Origin of the sequence: Gramella sp. AN32 (genome assembly GCF_023718305.1) — a bacterium.
Classification (GTDB): Bacteria; Bacteroidota; Bacteroidia; order Flavobacteriales; family Flavobacteriaceae; genus Christiangramia; species Christiangramia antarctica.
Window position 1 is genome coordinate 36101 of record NZ_QEYO01000015.1, and the last position, 24685, is coordinate 60785.

Genomic DNA, 24685 nt, shown 5'->3' on the forward strand with positions numbered 1-24685 from the left:
AAAAAAACAATCTATTTATAGATCTGCCGGAGGCGTATTAGCATCCGTTGACCATCCTGGATTTTGATAAATAGGAGAGGTAGAAACATTCTCTCCTTCAGATGTTATAAGGAAGTGTTCTGCCGCAATAGGATTTAGGTAATGTGCCATCGTCCAACTGTAACCGCCATAAACTAATTCATTACCATTTTTTTCATAGGGTCTTAAATATTCGCTTAAGGCTGGAGAAGATACACCAGAAGATGCCGTGCCATAGGTAAGCTGGGAATCTGTATACCATTCCTGCATGGGGCCCCAAAGTTTAAAGCCTTCTATATGGTATGGCTCGGTGATTAATTGATCGAGTGCTCTCCACCTTTTCAAGTCCATCCAGCGAAGGCCCTCTGCCAATAATTCGCTACGTCTTTCACGACGAATGTTATAAAGTGTTGGATCTATTAACTGTCCTGCTGAATAAGCTCCCCAATCATTTTCGGCCTCCCGTTGCATCTGGGTATTAGCAATAGTTTTCTGAAAGTCTGGATCTACTCCAGCACGATTCCTTATAGCTCTCCAATATGAAGTTGCTTTACCATCTATAGTACCATTTCTTTCATAACTAGCTTCCATATAATTTAAATAAGCCTCAGTAGCTCTAAAGACAATTGCGCCAGTAAAACCACCACCATTAGCGCATTGATCAGCATTATAATTCAATCCCTTGCGAATCGAATATCCTGTACTATAACCTTGCTCAACATTGGTATTAGTGATTTCTGGTATAGTTTCAATTTCATTGCAATGGGTTCCAAGAGGAGATTCAAATAATGTATTTATCTGCCCAGGTTCTTTTAAGAATAATTGGAGCCTACCATCACGGTTTTCTCTAACATCAGAGATATAATCATCACCTTGATATCCAGAACCGGCAGCATAAATTGGCAAACCATTTTCCATTAAATAATTATCAACCATTCCACGGGTTAATCCTACGCCATGATTCCCTCTAGATGCATATACCGGCACATTGTGTGAAATGCCCAAACCATTGTCGTAGCGTCTCCATAACAACACCTCACTAAATCCTGACATATCAACTGCACTGAACATATCAAAATAAGGATTGTCAGGATCATTAGTTGATTGTTTTAAAATGCCATTATTAGGAACAAGTTCATAGGAATCTGCAACTTTTGCCGAGGCATCCATCGATTGATCCAACAACCAGTCGATCTCTGCATCAATACTTCCAGCCTGAAATTGATAACCTTGATTATAATCTTTTTCTGCTCCGGGCCAACTGGGACCATTAGGGACAAATGCAGTATTTTTGAAATATTTTAACCAGGTGCCTTCATAAAGGGTCACTCTTGACTTTAGTAGCTGTGCGCTCGCTTTGTTCAATCTGTTCTGGTTACCATCTGGAGAAGTGCTTAGCATCAATTCGATCGCTTTATCTAAATCGGAAATAATGAATCGAACGACTTCAGTGCGTGGTTGACGCTTACTTGCTTCAATCAATGTTTGCGCATCACTTTCCAGCGTTGTTGTTACAATTGGGAAATCACCAAGCGCAATGACCTTTTGAAAATATTCCCAAGCTCTGAAAAAGTATATTTCTCCTATATAATGTTCAACATTTGTAGGGTTTCCTGTAATCTCTCCTGCTTCCCAACGCGGTATTACTGTCTGTAAAAAATAATTGGTTTGATAAATATTGCCGAAATTCCAGTCGCCACCAGTCTGACCAACTTTCCATTGACCAGGTGCATATTTATTATCATAACCAAAAGCAGCCATGTTATCAGTATTATTATCAATTTCAAAGGTTCCAAAAGACCATTGCCAGTGCGTAGGTAAGGTGCCATATCTTTCAATCGCATAAGCTGAAAGTTGAGATTCATCTTGAAGATATGCTTCGGGCGTAATACTTGATAAGGGTGCTCTATCTAAAAAATCCTTTTCACATGAGGTTAGTAAAGTCATTCCCCCAAAAATTAATAGTAGAATAATATTATATTGCTTTTTCATTTTTATACTTTTTTAAAAATTAACACTCAATCCGTAAGAAATGGTTCTGTTTAAGGGATAATTATTTCCTGTCGATGAATCATCAATAGTTTCTGGATCAAATATTTCTGTCATGTTTGTCCCTGTCCAAAGATTTTCTCCTGAGACGTAAAGACGGAGTTTATGAATGCCTAATTTTGCAACTGCATCCTCTGGTAAACTATAACCAAACTGAAGATTTTTAAGTCGAATGTAGGATGCATCTTGAAGATAGCCCGTTTGAGCTTGATGGTTTTTTCCGTTAAACAAAGGTCGTGGATAATAGGAGTCTATATTTTGACCCAGAGGGTGATCTGCATCGGCTCTGTAATAATCGGTATGAGGTTCTAATCCGGTTGACCACCATCTACCCCAATCCCAGGCGCCCCAAAAATAATAGCTATTTACATAATAATCGCGCTTAAGGATGCCTTGAAAAAATATACGGGCATCGAAATTTTTCCAATCAGCATTTAAATCCACTGAGAATGAATATCTAGGTGTATTATTACCAATCACCTTTAAATCTCCGTGGTCATTTTCGGTATATGCACCAGAATCAATTGTACCATCTCCATTTAAGTCCTTATACATTATATCTCCCTGAGCCCATTGACTACCTAAGGCATCTTGTCCCCCATTAGGGAGTGAAGCCAAATGCGCCTCCATTTCACCAGCATACCTGGCTATATCAACAGTTTCATAACCCCATATTTCACCTATAGTTCGATCCTGTACATAGGTGCTTAGGGTTCCCGTTTCATTAGGATATTTGGTGATTTCAGTTTGTGCATCAGATAATAAAATATTTATGTTATATCCAAGACCATTTTTCAATTGGTCCCTCCAGTTTAAGTTAACTTCGAATCCGTATGTTTTTAAATCGGTATTATTTTCAACTGGAACCGCAGTCCCTAAAATAACTGGCAACTCAGGAGCCGGGCCAACCATATCAGTCGTATAGCGGGTAAAATAATCAAATGAACCAGAAAGCCTATTATTGAAAAGGGCCACGTCCAATCCAGCATTCCAGCTTTTCACCCGTTCCCAGGTTAATGATTCGCTAACTAAACCGGGAGCAGAACTTGTATTTGGTTGGGCTGCGTTTACTAACCAGCCTCCATTTGCTGTTCCAATTGGCATTGTGACATAGGTAGGATACCAGCTATTAGTATTTTGATTTCCTAACTCTCCGTAGGATCCCCGGAATTTGAAAGTATTAATTGTGTTTTCTAATGATTCCCAAAATGGCTCTTTCGCAACATTCCATCCTGCTGAAACAGAGGGGAACCAATTCCATCGTTTATCATTTCGAAATCTGGAAGTCCCATCATAACGAAGGTTCCCTTCTAATAAATAACGCTCCTTATAATTATAATTTAGACGCCCAAAAACTCCTTGTGTTGACCAGTGATTATAATCTCCTGCAACTACAGGAGGTGCTAATACCCCATTGGCATCGGTACCACTAGTGGTGTTGAGAGTTGGAAGGGGAGGAACAATAATTCCATCCCTTTCTGCTGATAGAAAACGAGTTTTATTTAATTCCGATTGATAACCTAATAAGACCTTAAAGTTATGCCCTTCTCCAATCTCTTTTGAGTATTCGTTTAAAAGCGTGGCATTTAAATAATTTTCCCTAAATCCCTGTTCATGAACTAAATTGGAGGTACCATATGGAACAGGGTTGCCATCTACATCATGATTGTAAGTTTTTTGAGTATCCCAGTGGCGAAAATTATTCTGAGTTCTGTAACTCATTCTTCCGGTAATTAAAAAATCTTTTACCGGTTCAAGTATCAATTCACCTTGTTGGTACAACCAATCAGTCTGGCTTTTATCACGACCTCCCTCTGCTAAACCTAGAGCTGGGGATGGAGAAGAATATAAAAATCCATTTGGATCATAAAGGGGAAGCATAGGCCATCCCTGACGAGCCAAATTTTCAAATAAACCATCGTTTAATGCTGAGGGTCGTCCAAAATCTTCACGGATAAAACGGTTACTCACACTAACTTTTGCCCAATCTGTTATTTGAGCATCTAATTTTATTGTAGTTGCATAGCGATTAAAGTTATCGGTATTAAATTGCATCAAACCATTTTGGTCTAAATAATTTCCAGACGCGTAATACTGAATATCTTCAGAACCTCCGCTAACACTAATATTATGCTCTTGAGAAAACGATGATTCTTTATAAATCAAATCATACCAGTCATTGTTAGCTTGCCCCGAGGCATATCCATCGGCCCAGATTTGTGGATTATTAGGATTTTGTATAATCTCGTCCCTAGTTAATCCTTGCTGATAATTTAAAATAGCCTGTAGCCTTTCTTCTGAGAAAAAAGGAGCTTCCCCTCCATTAACATGTGCATCATTAAAGAATAAAGCATATGTGTAGGAGTCCATCATGTTTGGAACGTTGATTGGGGAACTAACCCTTATGTTGGTATTATAGTTAATGACCGGTTTCCCTTTTTTTCCAGTTTTAGTTGTGACCAGAATAACCCCAAATGGGGCACGAGAACCATAAATCGAGGACGCAGCTGCATCTTTCAATACCGAGATACTTTCAATATCCTGAGGGTTTATAGCATTGATATCCCCCTCCATTCCATCTATTAAAATAAGTGGAGACCCCGTAGATCCTTGCCCTATTGTTCCCGTACCACGTACATTAATTGTTGAGCGGTCTTCTAAACTTCCCCCGGTTGAAGAAATATTTAAACCCGCAACCAGCCCCTGTAGCATTTGCGATGCATTTTGAACAGGCCTGGACTCCAGTTTTTCCCCATCAACTACTCCTACAGCTCCGGTGAGGTTAACCTTTTTCTGCGTTCCAAAACCAACAACAATGACTTCATCCAGTTGCCCAAGATCTTCCTCTAAACTTACATCAATAACACTTCTACTATCTATGGCAATTTCTTTAGTTGTATACCCTATAAAACTGAAAACTACTATTCCGTTGGCGGGTACATTAATTTGGTAATTCCCGTCAAAATCTGTCACTACCCCATTAGAAGTATTCTTTAAAAGAACAGTAACCCCTGGTATAGGTAATCCTTCCTGATCTGAGACATTTCCAGATACTGAGATGTTTTGTCCGTACGAATAACAAATACCTAATAAAAAGATTAGGAAAAATGTTACCGGAAATTTTTTATTCAAGTAATAATATTTATTCATTTGACTTACTTAATTAGTTAATAGTTTGAGTTAGTTTCTTTAGCCTCAATGCTGAGTTGATGATACTGCAAGAGTCCTGTTAAATTTGTAGTACAAGATTGGTAAAGTGTGGTTCTCCTATGGGATATAAATTGCTAAATTAGGAGTGGTAAATTGTTCAATCCCCCTTTTTTATTATGATTTTGTTATTCTGGGTGATTATATTTTGATATTCAATAATAATAGCGTCCCTTTTTTTCAGACCTTAAAACAATCTTAATTAAAACGTTTTCGTAAAATAGGCTGATAATTTATTCATATTATTTCATGAAAATTTTATTGCGTTCCCATGATTTTTATGAATTTGAATTTTAAAATTCTCTTTTAGAAATCAAATTTTATGTACGGTGATTTTTTCTATTCCCAGATCCTCGGAAGAAATTTTTATTTTTATATCCCCTCCATTGGTTTCCGAAGCTTGAATATAAGCGCGTAATCTCCCTTCAAATGTGTTCCTTTTATTTGACTGATATGATTCATGGCTATCTCTATTTCCGCTTTCAAGTGCCAAAACCTGAGCAGTACCCTCTACCTCAAAACTTATTTCGATATCCTTATTTGTTATTCTAGTACCATTCTTATCAGTAAGCAAAAGGTCAATAATGATGATATCTTTATTATTTGAATAAGTCTTCCGGTTGGTAGTTATCTCCATATTCTTTAATCCTCGAGGAGTATTCAATTCAAACGAAGCTACCTGGAGTCCGTCTTTATAGCCTTTGGCTTCAAGTTTGCCCTTTTTGTATGGAACTTCCCAGTAGACCATTTTTCCGGGAATATACTCAGCTTGTTTGCGACCTAAGGATTTACCATTTAGAAAAAGTTCAATTTCATCTGTATTACTATAAGCTGTTACCCATTTTGTTTCCCCGGTAGTACCTTTCCAGTCCGGCTGAATATTTCTTCTGAGATTCACATTGCTTTCGCTATCGGTCACACCTAAATAAATCATCGGCTTATCGCTCCATAGACTCTGACGGAAATAAAAGTCAGCTTTTGGTTTTCCGGCAAGATCCAGAACTCCCGCACCGCTACTCCTATTGGGCCATTCTCTGGCTTCTCCAATAAAATCGAAAGCGGTCCATAGAAATTGCGAAGGGATATAGTCATTTTCAGTTACTGCCAGCCAGGCTTCCAGTGCATCACCGTTTTCACTACCGTAGATAATCCTCTTAGGAAAAGCTTTGTGATCTTCCTCATATCGATATTCCTGATAATTATAACCTACTATGTCCAATACCTGTGGATAAATGGTATGATTAGACATAGTCACACCGGCAAGAGCTGCAGTAACTTCTCTCGTAGTATCGAACATCTTCGCAGCGTTTACCAGCTCATTGGCAAGTTTGCCTAATTGAGATGCCGGGGGATTATCAGGGTTATAACCTTTTCCATAGATCTGAGGATTGCGACCTTCGTCTAATACAGGGTGGCTATATGGATCATTTGGATAGTCGATTTCATTCCCGATACTCCACATAATAATAGAAGTATGATTTCTATTCCTGCGAATCATATCCTGGACATCACGCACGCCCCATTCGCTAAAATCTTCATGAGAACCATCATTCCCTGGAGCCCCGACATTCCAGCCGGTGATCCATTTATTTTTTCCGTATTCCCACTCATCAAAAGCTTCATCCTGCACTAAAAATCCTATTTCATCAGCCAGATTATAAATATAGTCCTGATGTGGATAGTGACTCATTCTGATGGCGTTCGCGCCCATTTCCTTGAGTGTTTCTAAACGTTCACGCCAAACAGCTTCTGGTACCGCCGCGCCCAAAGCTCCGGCATCGTGATGAATACAAATACCTTTGATTAGCATATTCTTAGCGTTCAGAAAGAATCCTTTATTAGCATCAAACCTGAATGACCTGAAACCAACCTTTTCCGTCCAGGTGTCGACAATGTCCTGATCATCTTTCTGAATACTAACTTTAAGATCATAAAGATTTGGATTCTCGGGAGACCACAGGTTTGGATTTTTAACTTCGAAATCCAGTTCTATATAATTTTGTTTTTTTGGTCTTAATGACAATGGTTTTTCAGAAGTCGCCACCGTATTCCCATTTTTATCAAGCAAATCGGCTTTAATAGTTGATTTTATGATTTCATCAGTCTGGTTTTTGATTTCTACCGCAACCTTAGCCTTTCCCTTTTCTGCGGAAACTTCAGGAGTGGTAAAAAATACTCCCCATTGCGCAAAATGTACCGGTTCTTGTTGAAGCAAATAAACATTGCGATAAATTCCGGAACCGGAATAATATCTGGAATCGGCAAATTCAGTGTGGTCTGCCTTTACCAGTATTTCATTATTATTAGTTTTTAGATAGGGGGTAAGGTCATATTGAAAGGGAATGAAACCATTTGGCCTTTTGCCCAGAAGGTGCCCGTTGATCCAAACTTCACTGTTTTTGTATACCCCGTCAAAATAAATGGCGTAGGTATTTTCAGGTTTATAATTGCTGATGCTAAAAGTCTTCTTATACCAGCCAATTCCACCGGGAAGGAATCCAGTACCGCTGGCCCATTTGGAATTAAAAGGTCCTTCTATACTCCAGTCATGGGGGAGTTTTATATTCCTCCAATCTGAATTATTCGAGAACACTTTGGTGCTATCTCCTTTTTGAAATTGCCAATCTTTATTAAAATCGACTTTGTTATCCTTTTGGGCTGAAATTAATGATGAATAAAATAAAGCGATCAGTATGAAAATAATTCTTGTCATTCGAAAATTTAAATTTTTCATACAAGATCATTATACTAAGGCAAAATAAACAGGGTTTATTGGCTCAATTCAGGGGGGTAAATTGTGCATGGTGATGAAAGCCTTAAATTATGACATGGTTTTTTAGCAAATCATAAATATTAAGCCGTAGAATTTTGAATCTCGAATTTTCTATTGAAAAAAAATTTTACTTAAAATCGGATGGATTTTTGCCAAAACGTTCTTTAAAAATCTTTCTAAAATATTTTATGTTATTAAAGCCGACTTCGTAACAGGCCTGAGAAACCGTGTAATTTTCATGGGTGATAAGATCTGCAGCTTGTTCGATCTTTAAATTCCTGATATATTCGTTAATACTCTGATCTGTTAAAGCTTTTAGTTTACGATATAAAGATGCTCTACTCATCCCAACATCTTTTGCAATATCATTCACATTGGCGCTATTGGTTGCTATGTGTTTCCAGATGGTTTCATCTAACTTTTTCAGAAAAGTTTTTTCCTTTGATACTAATCCACTGGATACTTTATTAGATTCGTCGGTGGGTTCTATTTTCTTTTTAAATGATTTTTTTAGGGACTCCCGGCTTTCTAAGAGGTTTTGAACTCTAGTTTTCAGAAGCTGTGTATTAAAAGGTTTGGTAATATAATCATCGGCACCCTCTTCATAGCCTATATTCATACTTTCAATGGCTGTATCTGCGGTTAAAAGTATGATGGGTATATGACTTGTGGCAAAATTCCCTTTTAAATCTGCACATACATCAAAACCACTTTTTTTGGGCATCATTAGATCTGATATTATTATGTCAGGTACATATTTTTGGGCTTTTTTTACACCTTCCAATCCATTTATAGCATGAATTATATCATAGTCTTTTTTGAAGATGCTATTTAAAAAACTTAATATTTCCTTATTATCATCAATTATTAAAATTAGTTTTCTGTTTTCGCTAGAAGTGACATATGCGAGTTGACTATCGAAATTGAGAATTTGGTTGATTTCAGCAGGTTCCTCTAATTCATCTAATTCTTTGGCAAAATCTTCTTTTGAAGGAAATTCCATTTCTTTAATAGGAATTTTTAGACAAAAATTAGTTCCTTCATTAATTTTGCTTTCCGCTATAATGTTACCACCATGAAGCTCCGCAAAACTTTTTGATAAAGCCAGGCCTACTCCTGTACCGGCTCGATTCTCGGCTGTATTCGCCCTATAATACCAATCGAAAATGTGTGGTAAATCATTTGGCAATATTCCTTTACCTGAATCCTGAACCTTAATTTCAAAACCCATATCGTTGCTAAGGAAGTTAACCTCAATTTGATCTCCTTTATCACAATACTTCAAAGCATTAGAAATGAGATTGCTAACAATAATTTCGATTTTTTCGATATCAATTTTAAAAATCCTTGATTCGATTGGCCCAATGTAGTTCAGGGTAATTTTTTTATCCTTAGCCAATGCTGCGTAAGTTTTTACCCAGCGTCGTACCCTTGAGGGTAGATCATGCGGTTCTAAAATTATTTTTGTCATACCCTCTTCAGCCTTTCTAAACCTAAGCAGCATATCGATAGATTTAAATAATTTCTTAGCATTCCTTTGAATGAACAATAAATCCTTCTTTGAATCTTTACTGGGTTCTTTTGATAACAAATTTTGAACTGGTGCCAAAATAAGGGTTAATGGAGTCTTTAATTCATGGGAGAATGCCGTAAAGAATCTAAAACGTTCTTCATTAAGGTCATGTTCTAAAGTTCGCTGCTTTTGCTCAAATAGTAACGAGTTTTTTAATTTAATACGCTCTGAGTAGTATCTCATTACCAACCATATACTTAAAATAATAAATAATGCCATTAAGATATAGGCTGGGATTGTTTGCCAAAATGGGGGAATTATTCTAATATGGAGATTCTTAGTATTTCCTTCCCCCAAACCAGAGTCAGTCTTCACAATAAAGTTGTAGTCTCCCGGCGGGACACCTGTAAAATTTGCAGTACCAGAATTTTGATTATCTATCCAAAAGTCATTATAATTTTCCAGCTTATAAGAGTAAGTAAGATTTTTAGCCGTGGGATATTTTAAAGCAACAAAATCAATCGAAAAGGTACTCTGGTTGTAATTTAGGTTAATAGTATCTACATACGGTAGGGCTTCCTTCAATATGGCATTCTTGTCATTTTTTGATATATTAATATCCCTATTTAAAACTCTTAGACCTATAAATCTTAGGGGCAGTTGATTTTCTGACGGAGTAAAATTAGTAGGATCAAATATATTGAGACCGTTATTACCTCCAAAAAAGAGTTTACCCTCCTCATTCATAACGGCAGCTCCAATATTAAATTCGCCTTCCTGGATATTATTGAGAGAACTTATGTTTAATATTTGATTTGTTTGGGTGTTATACCTATTCAGTCCATTGTAACTACCCATCCATACATAAACAGAATCCTGCTGGATCATACTATTAATAGTGTTATTACTTAACCCATTTTTTTCAGTAAAATTTTCGATCTTTTTTAATTCAGGATTTATTTTCAAAAGACCGCCATACCGGGAACCTGCTAGTATATTCCCATCAGGGAGAATTAAAAGGGAAAAGATAACGTTTGTCATTCCTTTAAAATTCGCTTGGTTGTACTCCCGTATAGTGCCTTCATCTGGATTATAAATAATAATTCCGGAGCCATAAGTTCCCAGCCATAAATTTCCCCTTTCATCTTCAGCTATATCCCTTATATCAATTTTCCCCAGACTTTCTATATAATTAAACTCGTCTTTCTTGCTATTGTATTCAAACAGGCCCCCTCTATTGGTTCCTATCCATAAAACATTAGTATGGGATTCAAAAATTACACGAACATCACTCCCATTGGAAGTAGATCCTTGTAAATAATGTTTATTTTTTCCGGTTTGAGGATTCAATAGGTTTAAACCACCCTGATAAGTTCCTACCCACAATGAATCTGAAGATTGTTGATAGAGAGAAATCAAATAGTTATTACTAAGACTATTGGGATCGTCTTCATTATGCTGAAAATGTTTTATACTACCTTTATCCGGATCATAAAGATCCAAACCTCCCCCATCGGTACCTACCCATACCGTATTTCCACTAGCTTTTGCAAGCGATCCAATTCTATTATGGCTGATGGAGTTTGTTCCGAAATTTAGCTGCTTTATTAAGTTTATTTGTTCGCCCCCTGGTTTCACAAAAATTACTCCAGTTGGAGTTGCAAGCCACATATTTTCATGCCTGTCTTTAAATATGGACGTTACAGTTCTATTATATACACTTTTGCCATCGTTGCGCGGAAGGTACCATCTAATCGTTGGGTGATTTCTTCCAGTGAGGTGAGAAATATTTAGGATATTAAGTCCGCCATTTCTGGTTCCTATCCACATTTGCCCAAATTGATCTTCCTGAAAGCTTAAAATATCATCGTCACTAAGTCCTTTTTGAAATTCAGCCGAACTTCTTAAATAAATAGATTCTCCTTCATGTGTTTTAACTAACAGGCCATTACGGGTCCCTATCCATATATTTTGCTGTGAATCAATATATATTCTATTTACAACCGGGCTGGGTAATTCGAGGTTCGGAAGGTTTGAAGAATGGGTAATTGTACCATTATTAAGAGAAATTTTCCATAAACCCATGTCAAATGATCCAATCCACATAATAGAATCGCCCTGTATATCAATTGTAGAAATTTCTGTAGAAGGAATTTCCATATTAGAATTAAGAAAATCCCGTAAACTTGAAATATTATCAAGCCCTTTATTGGCTACTTTTATGCCCTCATGATAAGAGGCGACAACAATATTGCCATCGGGTAGTTCTTGAATTACGCTAGCATTATTATAAAGGCCTTTTTTTTCATTCAGGAGCCGAAAAGTATTGTTTCGTAGATTGTATGAATTTAACCCGGCATCTGTTGCCAGCAATAAATTGTCTTGGGAAATTTCAATATCCTGAATATAATTGTTTGCTAATGTAGCATGAGGTTCATTTATTTGTGTTTTAAACTGGAGGAATTTTTTACCATCATACCGGTTCAATCCATCATAAGTTGCAATCCAAATAAATCCTAAGGAATCTTGGTAGATGTCATTTACGAAATTGTGAGAGAGTCCTGAAGAAACATCCAAAAGGTGGAAGTTTAAATTTTCTTCGGAAACATTTAACTTATTAGTTTCCTGTCCCATTGCCATACAGCAATCCAAAATTGCAAATAAGTAAAGCAAATGCGAAATTTTCATTTTCTGAAGATTATATCAATAAAATTAATTATTGCAATCGTTAAATTAAGGTAATTTTCAAAGAGGGTAAATTTCAATTGAATTAATGATGATTCATCTCTTCATATAAATCTTATGGACAAATTAAAATGTCAAGATCTTGTGTGGTTTGAATATTTTAAAAATCCTGCAATTGAAACCACGAAAAATCAATCCAGCGGAGTAGGAGTGATTTGAAAACTTTCTAAACGCACTATAAATAATTTTAAGTCATCCAGGGTAATTACAATTTAAATGAAAATCCCTCCGCCTTTTTCCTTTTGTATTTCTGTTCATCGAACATATGTAAGAAAGAACCTTTTCTAGATGAATTCATGTCTTTTTCATCCAGTTTTATCAAAATGTCCATCGCATTGATTTTATTGATAAAATTTCTCTTGTCAATCTTTTCGTCCAGAATGGATTCATAAAGTTTTTGAAGTTGCCGCATGGTAAATTTTGGTGGTAATAATTCGAAACCAATGGGCTCTTTCGATGTTTTATAACGGAGCCTGTTAATAGCATTTTTTACCATAATATCATGGTCGAATATGAGTTTTGGGGATTCGGAAACTTTAAACCATTTTGCAGAATATTGTTCTATAAGTTCTTCATTGTGGTCCTCAATATTTATTAAGGCATAATATGCAACAGAAATAGTACGTTCGGCTGGATCACGATCAATCTTACTGTAACTATGAAGTTGTTCCATATACACATTATGAATACCGGTAAGGGTTACTAATATTCTGTCAGCAGCCTGATCTAAATTTTCCTGCTTTCTAAGAAACCCCCCCATCAAGGACCATTTTCCTTTTTCCGGTTCGAAATCCCTTTTAATAAGCAGGATTTTAAGGTCTTCTTTATCAAATCCAAAAATAATGCAATCTACAGCTAGTAGGATTTTGTCTTCCGTGGAGTAATTATTGAGCATAGACCAAATTTAAAAATTTTATTGAAATCCCTGATTTTAAAGCAAGAATTTAAAATTGGAAGATCTTACAATTACCATATTCATATAATATTAGCATCAAAGTTAAAGAAATGTAAAATTTAACTTGCTTTTCTGAAAAAACTTTGATTAATTTGGAAATGTAAATATCACACTTATAAATTTCAATTTAAAACTATGAGAATAAACCTTCTAAAACGAAATCGATTGAGCTGGTTATGTCTATTACTAACATTTATCAGTTTCTCGACATTTGCTCAAAACAGTACCGTGTCGGGAGTAGTCCAATCTGCGGGTGATGAACTTCCTCTTCCCGGCGTGAATGTCATCGAACAAGGAACTTCAAATGGAGTCACAACAAACATGAACGGAGAATATTCAATAGAAGTAGCGCCAGATGCGGTGCTGGTTTTCTCTTTCGTAGGTTTTGAAAACAGGGAAATTGAAGTGAATAACCAAACAACTATTAATGTCATGATGGTCGATAACCTTGAGGCATTAGAAGACGTGGTTGTGATTGGATATGGAACTCAAAAAAAATCTGATCTTACGGGATCGGTAAGTATTGTAGATGTAGATGAGGCGAAAAAAGTCATTACACCAGATGTTGGAAAACTTCTTCAGGGTCAGGCAGCAGGTGTTACCGTTCAATCTTCAGGAGAACCGGGAGGATTTGTAAATATTAAAATCCGCGGAATTACATCTTTTAATAATAACAATCCATTATTTGTGATCGATGGCGTAATTGTAGATTCTCCTTTTGATTTTCCTCCGGGAGAAATTGAAAGTATACAGGTGCTGAAGGATGCCTCAGCTGCAGCCATATATGGTCAGCGAGGTGCAAATGGGGTTGTAATCATCACTACCCAACAAGGGAAAGATGGAGTTAACAGGATTTCTTATAAATCACAGATTGGATTCCAAACCGTTCCCAAAAAGATTCCTTTAACTAATAGGTTGCAATATCAAAAGATCACCAGTGCAGCAGAAAGGAATGCCGGTCTTGAAGTAGTGCCCGGGAATGATCCTACCAGTGATTTATATATTGATGATGTAGATACAGATTGGCAAGAGGCAGCTTATGATACCGGAATAGTTGAAAATCATAATTTAAGTTTTACGGGAGGAGCTAAATCGCTGAGTTACAACCTTAATCTTGATTATTTTAAAAATACAGGATACTTTGAAACTCCCCAGGATTATGAAAGATATTCCACAACTCTAGACCTTAACGGTGAAAAAGGACGTTTCAGGTATGGTGCTAAACTCGCTTATACAAGTTCAGATAAAAATAACTTCAGTGAATATTTACCCGGTGAAACCGCGGTTGTTGACCTCCTTGGAGCCATTCCAACCATGCCCGTATATGATGAAAATCGTCTGGGCGGATTTGGGGGAGCAGATAACCTAACGCAAAGAGCTATTACCTTAAACGTTATAGGTTACCAAAACCTTATCACGAACCTGAGCTCAAGAAACAGGTTTCTCGGAAATATCAATGCTGAATATGATATTCTGGACGGGCTAACCTATAAGTTCAATGCCAGTGCAGACAGGCTTGATTTTAAAAATAAATTTTTTAATCCACCAAGTGATCTGGGATGGTACTACATTACCACCAATGATGAAGCTGCTTTAGATGCTTCAAACGGAAGTACGATTAGAACTATCATTAATAACCTACTTAGCTACGATAAGGAATTCGGGAAACACAATATTGGAGCACTTATAGGTGTAATTCAGGAACGCAGCGATTTTGAAGTTACTACTGGTCGAGGGGTAGGTTTTCTTCCAGATGAAATTGGTAAAATTCAATTTGCCGATGCGATCTCTGGAACAGAATATGAAAATACGGTAACGTCTCTTTCTTACCTAAGCCGATTAAATTATGGCTTTGACGATAGGTACTTGTTAACATTCAACTTTAGGCGAGATCGAACTTCGTTATTTGCTCCTCAAAACAATACGGGAGACTATTTTTCAATTTCAGGAGCATGGAAAGTACACAATGAAAATTTTATTGAATTGCCTGAATGGTGGAACACTCTGAAAATAAGAGGTGGTTACGGCCAGCTTGGAAATAATACAATTGGGGTATATGATTATGCGGCCGTGGTTAATCCTTTTGCAAGTTATGCTTTTGGAAACAGTCTGGCACCAGGAACCATTGCTATAGATATAAAAGATCCCGATGTAAAGTGGGAGGATACTGAAACTGTGAACGTCGCTGTGGAAACAGGAATGTTTAATAACAAATTGCAATTCACTACAGAATATTTTAAGAAAAGGTCCAGTGATCTTTTAGCAGATGTTCCTCTTCCTTATTCCACCGGGGCATTTCCGGCGAGTATAACCACAAATGCGGCGACAATAGAAAATCAGGGACTTGAATTTTCTCTAAGTTATAGTAATGCCGAACATGAATTTCAGTATAATATTTCAGCAAATCTTGGTACCTTAGAGAATAAAGTAATAAAAATCGGGGAAGACGATCTCCCTATTTCCGGGGCGGCGTCAAGAACTGAAGTTGGCAGATCTATTGGCGAATTATATGTTTTCGAAACTGAAGGTATATTCCAAAACCAGGCAGAGATTGATGCACATGCCACACAACCCGGGGCAGCTCCTGGAGATGTGAAATTTGTAGATGTTAACGAGGATGGGCAAATTACCGATGATGACCGTACATTTCAGGGTGTTACCATTCCTAAATATAGCTATGGTTTAAATTTTAGTTCCTCTTATAAGAATTTCGATTTTTCTTTCTTCTGGCAAGGGAATGCAGGTAACAAAGTTTTCAATGCTACTTACCAGGGATTGATGGTTGGCCAGTATACAAACCACCATATAGATTTGTTAGATTACTGGTCTCCGGAGAACACAAATACGAATGTTCCCAGACCGGTAATTGGAGATCCTAACGGAAATGCCCGAGCTTCAGATAGATTTATTGAAGATGGCAGCTATATCAAACTTCAGAATATACAATTAGGGTATACGATGCCATTACCGAAAGACTTATTTGTACAGCGGGCAAGAGTATACGTTACAGGACAAAATGTCCTTACTATTAGCGATTACCGTGGATATGATCCAGACTTTATAAGTGATGGGTTATTCTCAAGAGGTTTTGCCAGGGGAAGTTATCCTAATCCGCGTACTATCGCATTAGGAATTGAAGTAGATTTTTAAAGTAAAAAAATAAAAAAACATACAAAATGAAAAATCAAGGATTTTTATATGCAATACTTTTCTCAGGTTTATTCCTGTTGAACGGATGCGTAAAAGAAGATGATCTGGTTCAATCAGATCCAAACGTGAAGACCACTGAATCTTTCTGGGAGAATGATAATGATGCGCTCCTGGGAATAAATGCAACTTATGGAAGTTTGCTTACCGACGGGACCTACATGCGTAGTACCCCCTTGCTTTTAGACCTGAAAGGAGATGATAGCAGGAGCCAGAGCCCATGGGGTGCAATGTTCAATGTGGGTCGTTTTAATTCGAGTATTGCAGATGCCGCGATATATGGATGGGCATTTGAAACATATTATCAGGGAATTTACCGTGCCAATCAGGTTCTTGAAAATGTACCTAATATAGAAATGGAAGATGAAGCATTGAAAGAAAGAATTCTGGGTCAGGCGTATTTTCTACGGGCTTTATATCTTTTTCATGCAGTGAAATTGTTTAAGAATGTACCGCTCCCTACTAATACAGATATCTATCACGAACAGAAAAGTATGGAAGAGGGTTGGGCGCAAATTATGGACGATTTAAACAAAGCGGCTGAAATGTTACCGGTTAGTTATGATGATGTATCGGGGCGTGACGCTGGCGAAGTAGGCAGGGCAACCAGAGGGGCAGCACTCGCTTACCTAGGAAAAGCACAATTGTTTAATCAGGAATTTGAAGCAGCAAAAGGCAATTTTAAAAAAGTAATTGATCTGGGTATTTACTCCTTGGTTCCCAATTACAAGGATAATTTCACCAGTGAAAATGAAAACAATTCCGAATCTATTTTTGAAATTCAATTTAGTCGTGATGCCGGGGGAGTAGATCTAGGCTGGGGAGGAGCACCTCAATCTGCCTGGGGGAAAACTTCCGCAAGGGCAATTACCTATGCACCAAGAGGTTTTGGTTGGACAGATGTACAACCCACCCAAACTTTGTTCGAAGAATTTATGAAAGAGAAAACCATCAACGATGAAACCGACCCACGTCTTAATGTGACCATTGCATGGAATGATCCTGATGGATATTCGCTTTACGGACAGGATTTTGCGACCTTTTATGCTGCAAACCCTTCCGATTTGAATGCTTTATTCGTAAATAAATATCAGAATTCTTATGGTGATCGGGAAAACGAGTTTGACTGGAGATCTGGTATCAATGAACGTATCATGAGATATGCAGATGTACTATTGATGTATGCTGAAACTCTTAATGAAACCGGGGATACAGATGGCGCTTATACCTATGTGCAAATGGTAAGGGACCGTGTTAATTTACCTGATCTAAGGGAAATAAAACCAAATATGACCAAGCAAGAAATGTTCGAACAAATTGCGCATGAACGATTTCTGGAACTGGCCCTTGAAGGACATCGCTTTGACGATATTCGGCGTTGGGGATGGTTAGATACTAGATTGGACTGGCTGGTGGAGAGAGATCCGGAATTTGAAACTTATTCAGATGGAAGGGAATACTTTCCAATTCCACAAACTGAGGTAGATAATAATCCTGGTACAGTACAGAATCCCGGATATTAAATAGTCTTTTAGAATAGTTTTGTTTTAGCTGAATATGCCTGGTGGCCATATGGCCACTGGGTATTAATCTCATATTTATGAAAAATTTCAAAAACATATTACTTTTTCACAGTCTCCTATTTTCGGTTGCTTTGGGTTTTAGTCAGGAAGTGTCAAAAATAGTATTAGAGCCTTCTGAGGATACAACTATTATTAGTAGGCATATTTATGGGCATTTTGCGGAACATCTTGGAAGGTCCATATACGACGGTCTTTATGTGGGGCCAGAGAGTCCAATTCCTAATACCGATGGGGTACGTAATGACATTATTCAGGCATTAAAGGATATTCAAATTCCAAATTTAAGATGGCCAGGGGGATGCTTTGCCGATACCTATCACTGGAAAGAGGGAATTGGCCCAAAGGAAAATCGACCCACAATTGTGAATCAGTGGTGGGGTGGGGTAACAGAGGACAACAGCTTTGGAACACACGATTTTCTAAACTTATGTGAAAGATTAGGGGCAGAACCTTATTTAGCGGCCAATATTGGTAGTGGTACAGTTAGGGAGTTTACAGACTGGATTCAGTATGTAAATCATGCTGAAGGCAGCCCGATGGCTAAATTGAGAAAAGAGAACGGTAGAAATAAACCCTGGAATGTAAAATACTGGGGAGTTGGAAATGAGATGTGGGGTTGCGGTGGAAATATGACGCCAGAATATTATGCAAACCTTTATAAGCAGTATGCCACTTTTATGGCAGATTGGGGAAATAGTTCAAACCTGTATCGTATAGCGTCTGGAGCTAATACCGATGATTACCATTGGACTGAAGTTTTAATGAGGGATATTCCAAAGAATCTTATAGAAGGAGTGGCCCTGCATTCATACTCTTTTGTAGAATGGGAAAACAAGGGTTCTGCTTCTAATTTTAATGAAGCCCAGTATTTTTCGACCATGCAAACAGCCCTAAAAATGGAAGAGCTGGTAACAAAACATATTGCCATAATGGACAAATATGACCCGAAAAAAAAAGTGGATCTAATTGTTGATGAATGGGGTGGCTGGTACGACGTTGAAGAAGGAACTAATCCGGGATTTCTTTATCAGCAAAACACGATGAGAGATGCGATGATTGCGGGAGCAACCCTCAATATATTTAATAATCACAGTGACCGTGTAAAAATGGCAAATCTGGCTCAAACCGTGAATGTACTTCAGGCTGTGGCATTAACAGATGGGCCAAATATGATTCTTACCCCTACCTACCATGTGATGAAAATGTATACGGTGCATCATGATGCTGAGCTAATACCTTTAAAGCTTAAAGGTGCAGAATATTCATTTAATGGAGAGTCTTTACCGGCCATTTCGGTTTCAGCATCTAAGAATAAATCCAACAAAGTCAATATTTCCCTGGTAAATATTGATTCTAAAAAGAAAAATAAAATTGAATTGGACCTGGGAAATCTTGAAGTAAAAGATATGACGGCCACAATTTTAATTGCAAATAAATTGCAGGATCACAATACGTTTGATATTCCTGAAAAAATTAAGCCTGGCCAATTCAAAGATTTTAAACTGAAGAAAGGAAAACTCGAAGTGGAATTACCCCCATTTTCAGTAGTAGTACTTTCAGAAAAATAAATAATTATAGGGATGCTTAGAAGAAGATTTTTGACGGGTAGCGCCTTGACGATCATGTTGGTATTGATGATTTTTGTTTCGGCATGTACCAAGGATGATCCGTTACCAGAAGAAATGGAAGAAGTAGTTGAAGAGGAAGAAGAAGTCCCTGTCGATGCTTTTGCCGGTCCTACCTATCGCGATGACTATACCAGTATCGCATCGTGGAATAACCGTTCCCAATGGAACCTTGCCAATGTGCATGATCCTTCTGTGGTAAAGGATGGGGATTATTATTATATGTACCAAACAGATGCTTCTTATGGCAATGCCCATGACGGTCATGGACATTATCCTTCCAGGAGGTCCCAAGACCTTGTAAACTGGGAATATATGGGGGCAGTTTTTTCTGAGGCCCCGGGATGGATTAAGGATTCGCTTAATAATATGAGGGCAGATATGGATCCTGCCTTGCCACCAATACAAAATCCAAATTATGGCTTTTGGGCTCCCCACATTACCAAAGTTGGGGATATATTCAGGTTATACTATAGTGTAGTGGTGACCAATCCTATTGTAGGCAACGATCCTAACACTTCCTGGACCGAGCGTGCTTTTATAGGTCTTGCGGTAAGCAGTGATCTTTCTTCCGGTAACTGGGAAGATAAGGGAATGGTGATAAGCTCGGTTGCTGATGGTTTGGAGAGCTATCAAAGAAACGGTGGAAATGACTGGAGCGCTTATTTTAAATTTAATGCCATAGACCCAAGTTTTGTGGTCACTCCAAATGGTGAGCAGTGGCTGGTTTACGGTTCCTGGCATTCAGGAATAGCCGCGGTACAAATAGATCCTTCAACCGGTAAACCATTCAAGCTGGAAACAGTTGCCGACTATGGCGTACGCATTGCAGGTCGGGGAAGTAATGACAATAGATGGCAGGGACTGGAAGCTCCTGAAATAATTTACAATGAGGATACAGGTTATTATTATTTATTTCTTGCCTATGATGAACTTTCTGTGGCATATAATACTAGGGTTGCCCGTTCCCAAAATATTACCGGTCCTTATGTGGGTATAGACGGCCTGAATGTAACCGCAGGTGCCCAGGCATGGCCAATACTTACACATCCGTACAAATTTGATGGCCACACGGGCTGGGTGGGTATTTCCCATCCTTCGGTTTTTCAAAATCCAGATACCAAAGAATGGTATTATTCTTCACAGGGAAGATTGCCAGAAAATGTTCCTGGTATAAATGTTTCTAACGCCGTGATGATGGGGCAAATTCGGGAAATTTACTGGACTGAGGATGGCTGGCCCCTCGTCGCACCTGAACGTTATGCCGGGGTGCCTGATGCTGAAATCACAAAAGAAGACATTGTAGGTACCTGGGAAGAAATTACCCTTGAATACCAGTATAGGATTATGCAAACTTCTTATGATGTAGTGTTCAATGCAGATAATAGTTTGGGCGGAAGCCTGTCGGGTTCCTGGAATTTTGATGAAGATTCTCAAAAATTGACCATAAATGGAAACAATTTTATAGTGGATACTGCCTGGAATTGGGAAGCATCCCCGCGGAAGAAAACATTTACCTATGTTGGATTATCTTCCACAGGGCGCTCTATTTGGGGTAAGAAGAAAAATTAATTTACTGATCATACATCACTTTTAATTAGCGAAATCATTAGGGAAATGAAGCAAAGAATTTTTAAAGATCGAAGTTTTCCGGGAAGCCGCTTTTTGCTGGTCTTTTCAGCATTACTTATTTTAAATGGTTTCGTTGCTACTGCCCAGGAAAGTCAGGAAAAATTGATGCTTTTTCCACTCCAGGATGTGCAGTTAAAAAAAAGTCCATTCAAAAATGCCATGCTGGTAGATATGGATTATATGCTGGAACTAGATCCTGATAGATTACTGGCGCCTTTTTTAAGAGAAGCAGGTTTAAAGCCAAAAGCTGAAAGCTATACAAACTGGGAAAATACGGGATTAGACGGCCATACAGCAGGGCATTACCTTACCGCACTTTCTTTGATGTATGCTTCTACACGCAATGAAGAGGCATCAGCCCGGCTTGATTATATGTTGGAGGAACTTAAAAAAGTTCAGCAAGCGAATGGGAACGGATATATAGGAGGTGTGCCCGGCAGCAAAAAATTATGGCAGGAAATTGCTAAAGGTGAAATAAACGCCGGTAGTTTTAGCCTGAACGATAAATGGGTTCCTCTGTACAATATTCATAAAACTTACGCCGGTTTGCGCGATGCCTACCAGATTGCAGGACGCGAAAAAGCTAAACCTATGCTCGTGGCATTTACAGACTGGATGCTGGAAGTAACCTCAAAGCTTTCAGAAGAGCAAATCCAAAAGTTGCTTATTTCGGAACATGGCGGATTGAATGAAGTTTTTGCCGATGTTGCTGAAATTACAGGAGATCAAAAATACCTGGATTTGGCCTACAGCTTTTCGCAGAAAACATTACTGGAACCTTTGGAAAAAGAAAGGGATGTGCTGAATGGGATGCATGCGAACACGCAAATCCCAAAAGTTATTGGTTTTGAGGCTATAGCATCTTTAGATCAAAATAAAGATTATCACGAAGCCGCAAAATATTTCTGGGATAATGTGGTAAAGAAACGCACGGTAGCTATAGGAGGAAACAGTGTTCGGGAACATTTTAATCCCACCGATGATTTTTCTACGATGATCTCAGACGTGCAGGGACCGGAGACCTGTAATACCTACAACATGCTAAAACTTAGCAAAAAACTATTCCTTGCTGAAGCTGATGAGAAATACATCGATTTTTACGAACAGGGATTGTACAATCACATCCTCTCTTCCCAACATCCGGAAAAAGGCGGTTTTGTATATTTCACTCCCATGCGCCCGGGCCATTACCGGGTTTATTCGCAGCCGGAAACCAGCTTTTGGTGTTGTGTGGGATCGGGTATTGAAAACCATGGAAAATACAATGAGCTGATTTATGCCCATACTGAAAATGACCTGTTTGTAAACCTTTTTATCCCTTCTACTTTAAACTGGGAAGAAAAAGGCCTAAAACTTACACAGGAGACTGCTTTTCCGGAAGAAGAAACTACTTCGTTTTTGATCCATACCAAAGCACCGCAACAACTTAATTTAAAACTAAGGTACCCGCGATGGGTTTCTCCCGGGGAATTGGAGATCCATGTCAATGGAGAACCTATAAAGATCAATATCGCACCGGGAAACTATATTTCCCTTTCCAGGAATTGGAAAGATGGTGATAGGGTAGATATAAAATTGCCCATCCACCTTACTTCAGAGAGCTTGCCTGACGGATCCAATTATAAAGCCTTAAAATATGGGCCTCTTATTTTGGCAGCAAAAACCGGAAATGAAGATATGGAAGGTTTATTTGCAGATGCCAGCAGGGGAGGGCATATTGCTGCTGGAAAAACTATTCCTTTGACTGAAATGCCTTATTTTCTTTCAGATAAAACCGAAAATATAGAAAACCTGGTAAAAAAAGTTCCCGGTAAAAAATTGACGTTTTCAGCAGCTGAGGTTTTATATCCCGCAGGATATAGAGATCTGGAGTTTATTCCTTTTTACAAAGTACATGAGTCAAGGTACGTTATGTACCTTCCTTTGGAAACTATTAAAGGGATTAAAGAAATAAAAGAAAAATTGAAACAGCAGGAGAAAGAAGAAAAAATTCTGGCTGCAATGACCATAGATAAAGTTTTTCCCGGGGAACAACAGCCTGAAGCAGATCACTTTATAAAAAGTGAAAATTCGAACATGGGAGTAAATCAGGACCGCCATTGGCGGGATGCGACCGGCTGGTTCAGCTATGTTTTACAGGATCAAAAAAGCGAGGCCGAAGAATTAAGGGTCACTTACTATGGTACCGACAGGAATCGAAAATTTAAAATTTTGATTGAGGGGATTATAATTGCTGAAGAAAACTTTAAAGACGATAAAGGAGATATCTTTTACACGAAAGAATATTTGCTTCCGAAGAAATTAATGAAACAACACAGGAAAGAATTGACCATTCGGTTTGAAGCGGCAGAAGGTTCCTCAACAGCCGGCATATACGGAGTAAGATTAATGAAAACTGAAAAAAAATGAATAAAATTATAATCGGTTTATTAGTTCTGATTTTTCTGCCTGTATGCCAGGCCCAGAATGATCAAGACTTCCATAATCCCATAATTACTGAAAAATTTACGGCAGATCCTGCCGCGCTGGTATATAAGGATTCGGTGTACCTGTACACGGGTAATGATGAAGCGCCAGAGGATTTTCATTTCTATAAAATGAACGAATGGCTGGTCTATTCTTCCGCAGATATGGTGAACTGGAAAGAACATACGGTGCCTTTAAAAGTTTCAGATTTTAAATGGGCAAAAGCTGATGCCTGGGCAGCCCAGGTAATCGAGCGGAATGGAAAATTTTACTGGTATGTAAGTGTTTCTCACGATTCTATACCAGGCAAAGCAATAGGGGTTGCGGTAGCCAATAATCCTACAGGACCTTTTAGAGATGCGTTGGGAAAGGCTTTGATCACTAACAATATGACTACCCAAACAGCTATAGACTGGGATGATATAGACCCTACTGTTTATATTGATGAAAAAGGACAGGCCTATTTGTACTGGGGAAATACCGTGCTGTACTGGTCTAAATTAAAGGACAATATGATTGAACTGGAGGGTCTTATTCATACTGTAGATCTTCCAAATTTTACCGAAGCTCCCTGGATTCATAAAAAGGCAGATTGGTATTATTTAAGCTATGCCTATGGCTTTCCTGAAAAGATAGCTTATGCGATGAGCCATTCTCTGGAAGGGCCCTGGGAATATAAAGGATTGTTAAATGAAATTGCAGGAAACAGCAATACCAACCATCAATCCATCATCGAATTCAAGGGAACCCCGTACTTTATTTATCACAATGGTGGAATTAACCCTAACGGAGGTAGTTTTCGAAGATCGGTTTGTATAGACCGGTTGTATTATAATCCTGACGGAACCTTAAAGAAAGTTCAGATGACTTCAGAAGGTATTCAGACCACTGACAATTAAAGGATGATAATTG

General features: G+C 38.1%; 11 protein-coding genes. 6 read left to right on the top strand and 5 right to left on the bottom strand.

The annotated features are described in order from the left end of the window. Positions 1–15 precede the first annotated feature (15 nt). The 5 genes from DHD80_RS14795 to DHD80_RS14815 all read right to left on the bottom strand — a co-directional run bounded on the left by DHD80_RS14795 (position 16) and on the right by DHD80_RS14815 (position 13200). A complete protein-coding gene (locus DHD80_RS14795) occupies positions 16–2010 on the bottom strand; it encodes a RagB/SusD family nutrient uptake outer membrane protein (RefSeq protein ID WP_251742235.1) in 1995 nt (664 codons plus the stop codon). A gap of 12 nt (positions 2011–2022) precedes the next feature. After that, a complete protein-coding gene (locus DHD80_RS14800) occupies positions 2023–5199 on the bottom strand; it encodes a TonB-dependent receptor (protein WP_251742236.1) in 3177 nt (1058 codons plus the stop codon). 388 nt (positions 5200–5587) lie between these two features. Then, positions 5588–7987 (bottom strand): sugar-binding domain-containing protein, encoded by a 2400-nt coding sequence (locus DHD80_RS14805; RefSeq protein WP_251742237.1) that lies wholly within the window; start codon positions 7985–7987, stop codon positions 5588–5590. A gap of 187 nt (positions 7988–8174) precedes the next feature. Further along, positions 8175–12248 carry a hybrid sensor histidine kinase/response regulator transcription factor gene (locus DHD80_RS14810; RefSeq protein ID WP_251742238.1) on the bottom strand — a complete coding sequence of 1358 codons (4074 nt, stop codon included), beginning with the start codon at positions 12246–12248 and terminating at the stop codon, positions 8175–8177. A 262-nt stretch (positions 12249–12510) separates the two neighbouring features. Continuing rightward, positions 12511–13200, bottom strand: coding sequence for an NUDIX domain-containing protein (locus DHD80_RS14815; protein WP_251742239.1), 690 nt, complete (start codon positions 13198–13200; stop codon positions 12511–12513). Between the two features lie 195 nt (positions 13201–13395). On the opposite strand from DHD80_RS14815, the gene DHD80_RS14820 reads away from it, so the two are divergent. From DHD80_RS14820 to DHD80_RS14845, 6 genes are all read left to right on the top strand, one after another. Beyond that, positions 13396–16410: a TonB-dependent receptor gene (locus tag DHD80_RS14820; RefSeq protein ID WP_251742240.1), complete on the top strand. Its 3015-nt coding sequence runs from the start codon at positions 13396–13398 to the stop codon at positions 16408–16410. A 26-nt stretch (positions 16411–16436) separates the two neighbouring features. After that, on the top strand, positions 16437–17990 hold the full coding sequence (locus tag DHD80_RS14825; protein ID WP_251742241.1) for a RagB/SusD family nutrient uptake outer membrane protein: 1554 nt from the start codon (positions 16437–16439) through the stop codon (positions 17988–17990). A gap of 77 nt (positions 17991–18067) precedes the next feature. Continuing rightward, positions 18068–19618, top strand: coding sequence for an alpha-L-arabinofuranosidase C-terminal domain-containing protein (locus tag DHD80_RS14830; RefSeq protein WP_251742242.1), 1551 nt, complete (start codon positions 18068–18070; stop codon positions 19616–19618). 12 nt (positions 19619–19630) lie between these two features. Further along, the gene (locus DHD80_RS14835) at positions 19631–21247 is read left to right on the top strand and encodes an arabinan endo-1,5-alpha-L-arabinosidase (RefSeq protein WP_251742243.1); all 1617 of its coding nucleotides are present in this window, start codon (positions 19631–19633) and stop codon (positions 21245–21247) included. A 45-nt stretch (positions 21248–21292) separates the two neighbouring features. Next, complete coding sequence (locus tag DHD80_RS14840; protein ID WP_251742244.1) at positions 21293–23716, top strand: glycoside hydrolase family 127 protein; 2424 nt, start codon at positions 21293–21295, stop codon at positions 23714–23716. Continuing rightward, entirely contained in the window at positions 23713–24672 is a 960-nt protein-coding gene (locus DHD80_RS14845) for a glycoside hydrolase family 43 protein (RefSeq protein ID WP_251742245.1), read from the top strand. The genes DHD80_RS14840 and DHD80_RS14845 overlap by 4 nt, the downstream gene beginning before the upstream one ends. The last annotated feature ends 13 nt before the right edge of the window (positions 24673–24685 follow it).

Coding starts and splice junctions, on each gene's coding strand:
- DHD80_RS14830 (WP_251742242.1), top strand. CDS start 18,068: ATGAAAAATTTCAAAAACATATTACTTTTTCACAGTCTCCTATTTTCG.
- DHD80_RS14795 (WP_251742235.1), bottom strand. CDS start 2,010: ATGAAAAAGCAATATAATATTATTCTACTATTAATTTTTGGGGGAATG.
- DHD80_RS14840 (WP_251742244.1), top strand. CDS start 21,293: ATGAAGCAAAGAATTTTTAAAGATCGAAGTTTTCCGGGAAGCCGCTTT.
- DHD80_RS14805 (WP_251742237.1), bottom strand. CDS start 7,987: ATGACAAGAATTATTTTCATACTGATCGCTTTATTTTATTCATCATTA.
- DHD80_RS14845 (WP_251742245.1), top strand. CDS start 23,713: ATGAATAAAATTATAATCGGTTTATTAGTTCTGATTTTTCTGCCTGTA.
- DHD80_RS14835 (WP_251742243.1), top strand. CDS start 19,631: ATGCTTAGAAGAAGATTTTTGACGGGTAGCGCCTTGACGATCATGTTG.
- DHD80_RS14815 (WP_251742239.1), bottom strand. CDS start 13,200: ATGCTCAATAATTACTCCACGGAAGACAAAATCCTACTAGCTGTAGAT.
- DHD80_RS14825 (WP_251742241.1), top strand. CDS start 16,437: ATGAAAAATCAAGGATTTTTATATGCAATACTTTTCTCAGGTTTATTC.
- DHD80_RS14810 (WP_251742238.1), bottom strand. CDS start 12,248: ATGAAAATTTCGCATTTGCTTTACTTATTTGCAATTTTGGATTGCTGT.
- DHD80_RS14820 (WP_251742240.1), top strand. CDS start 13,396: ATGAGAATAAACCTTCTAAAACGAAATCGATTGAGCTGGTTATGTCTA.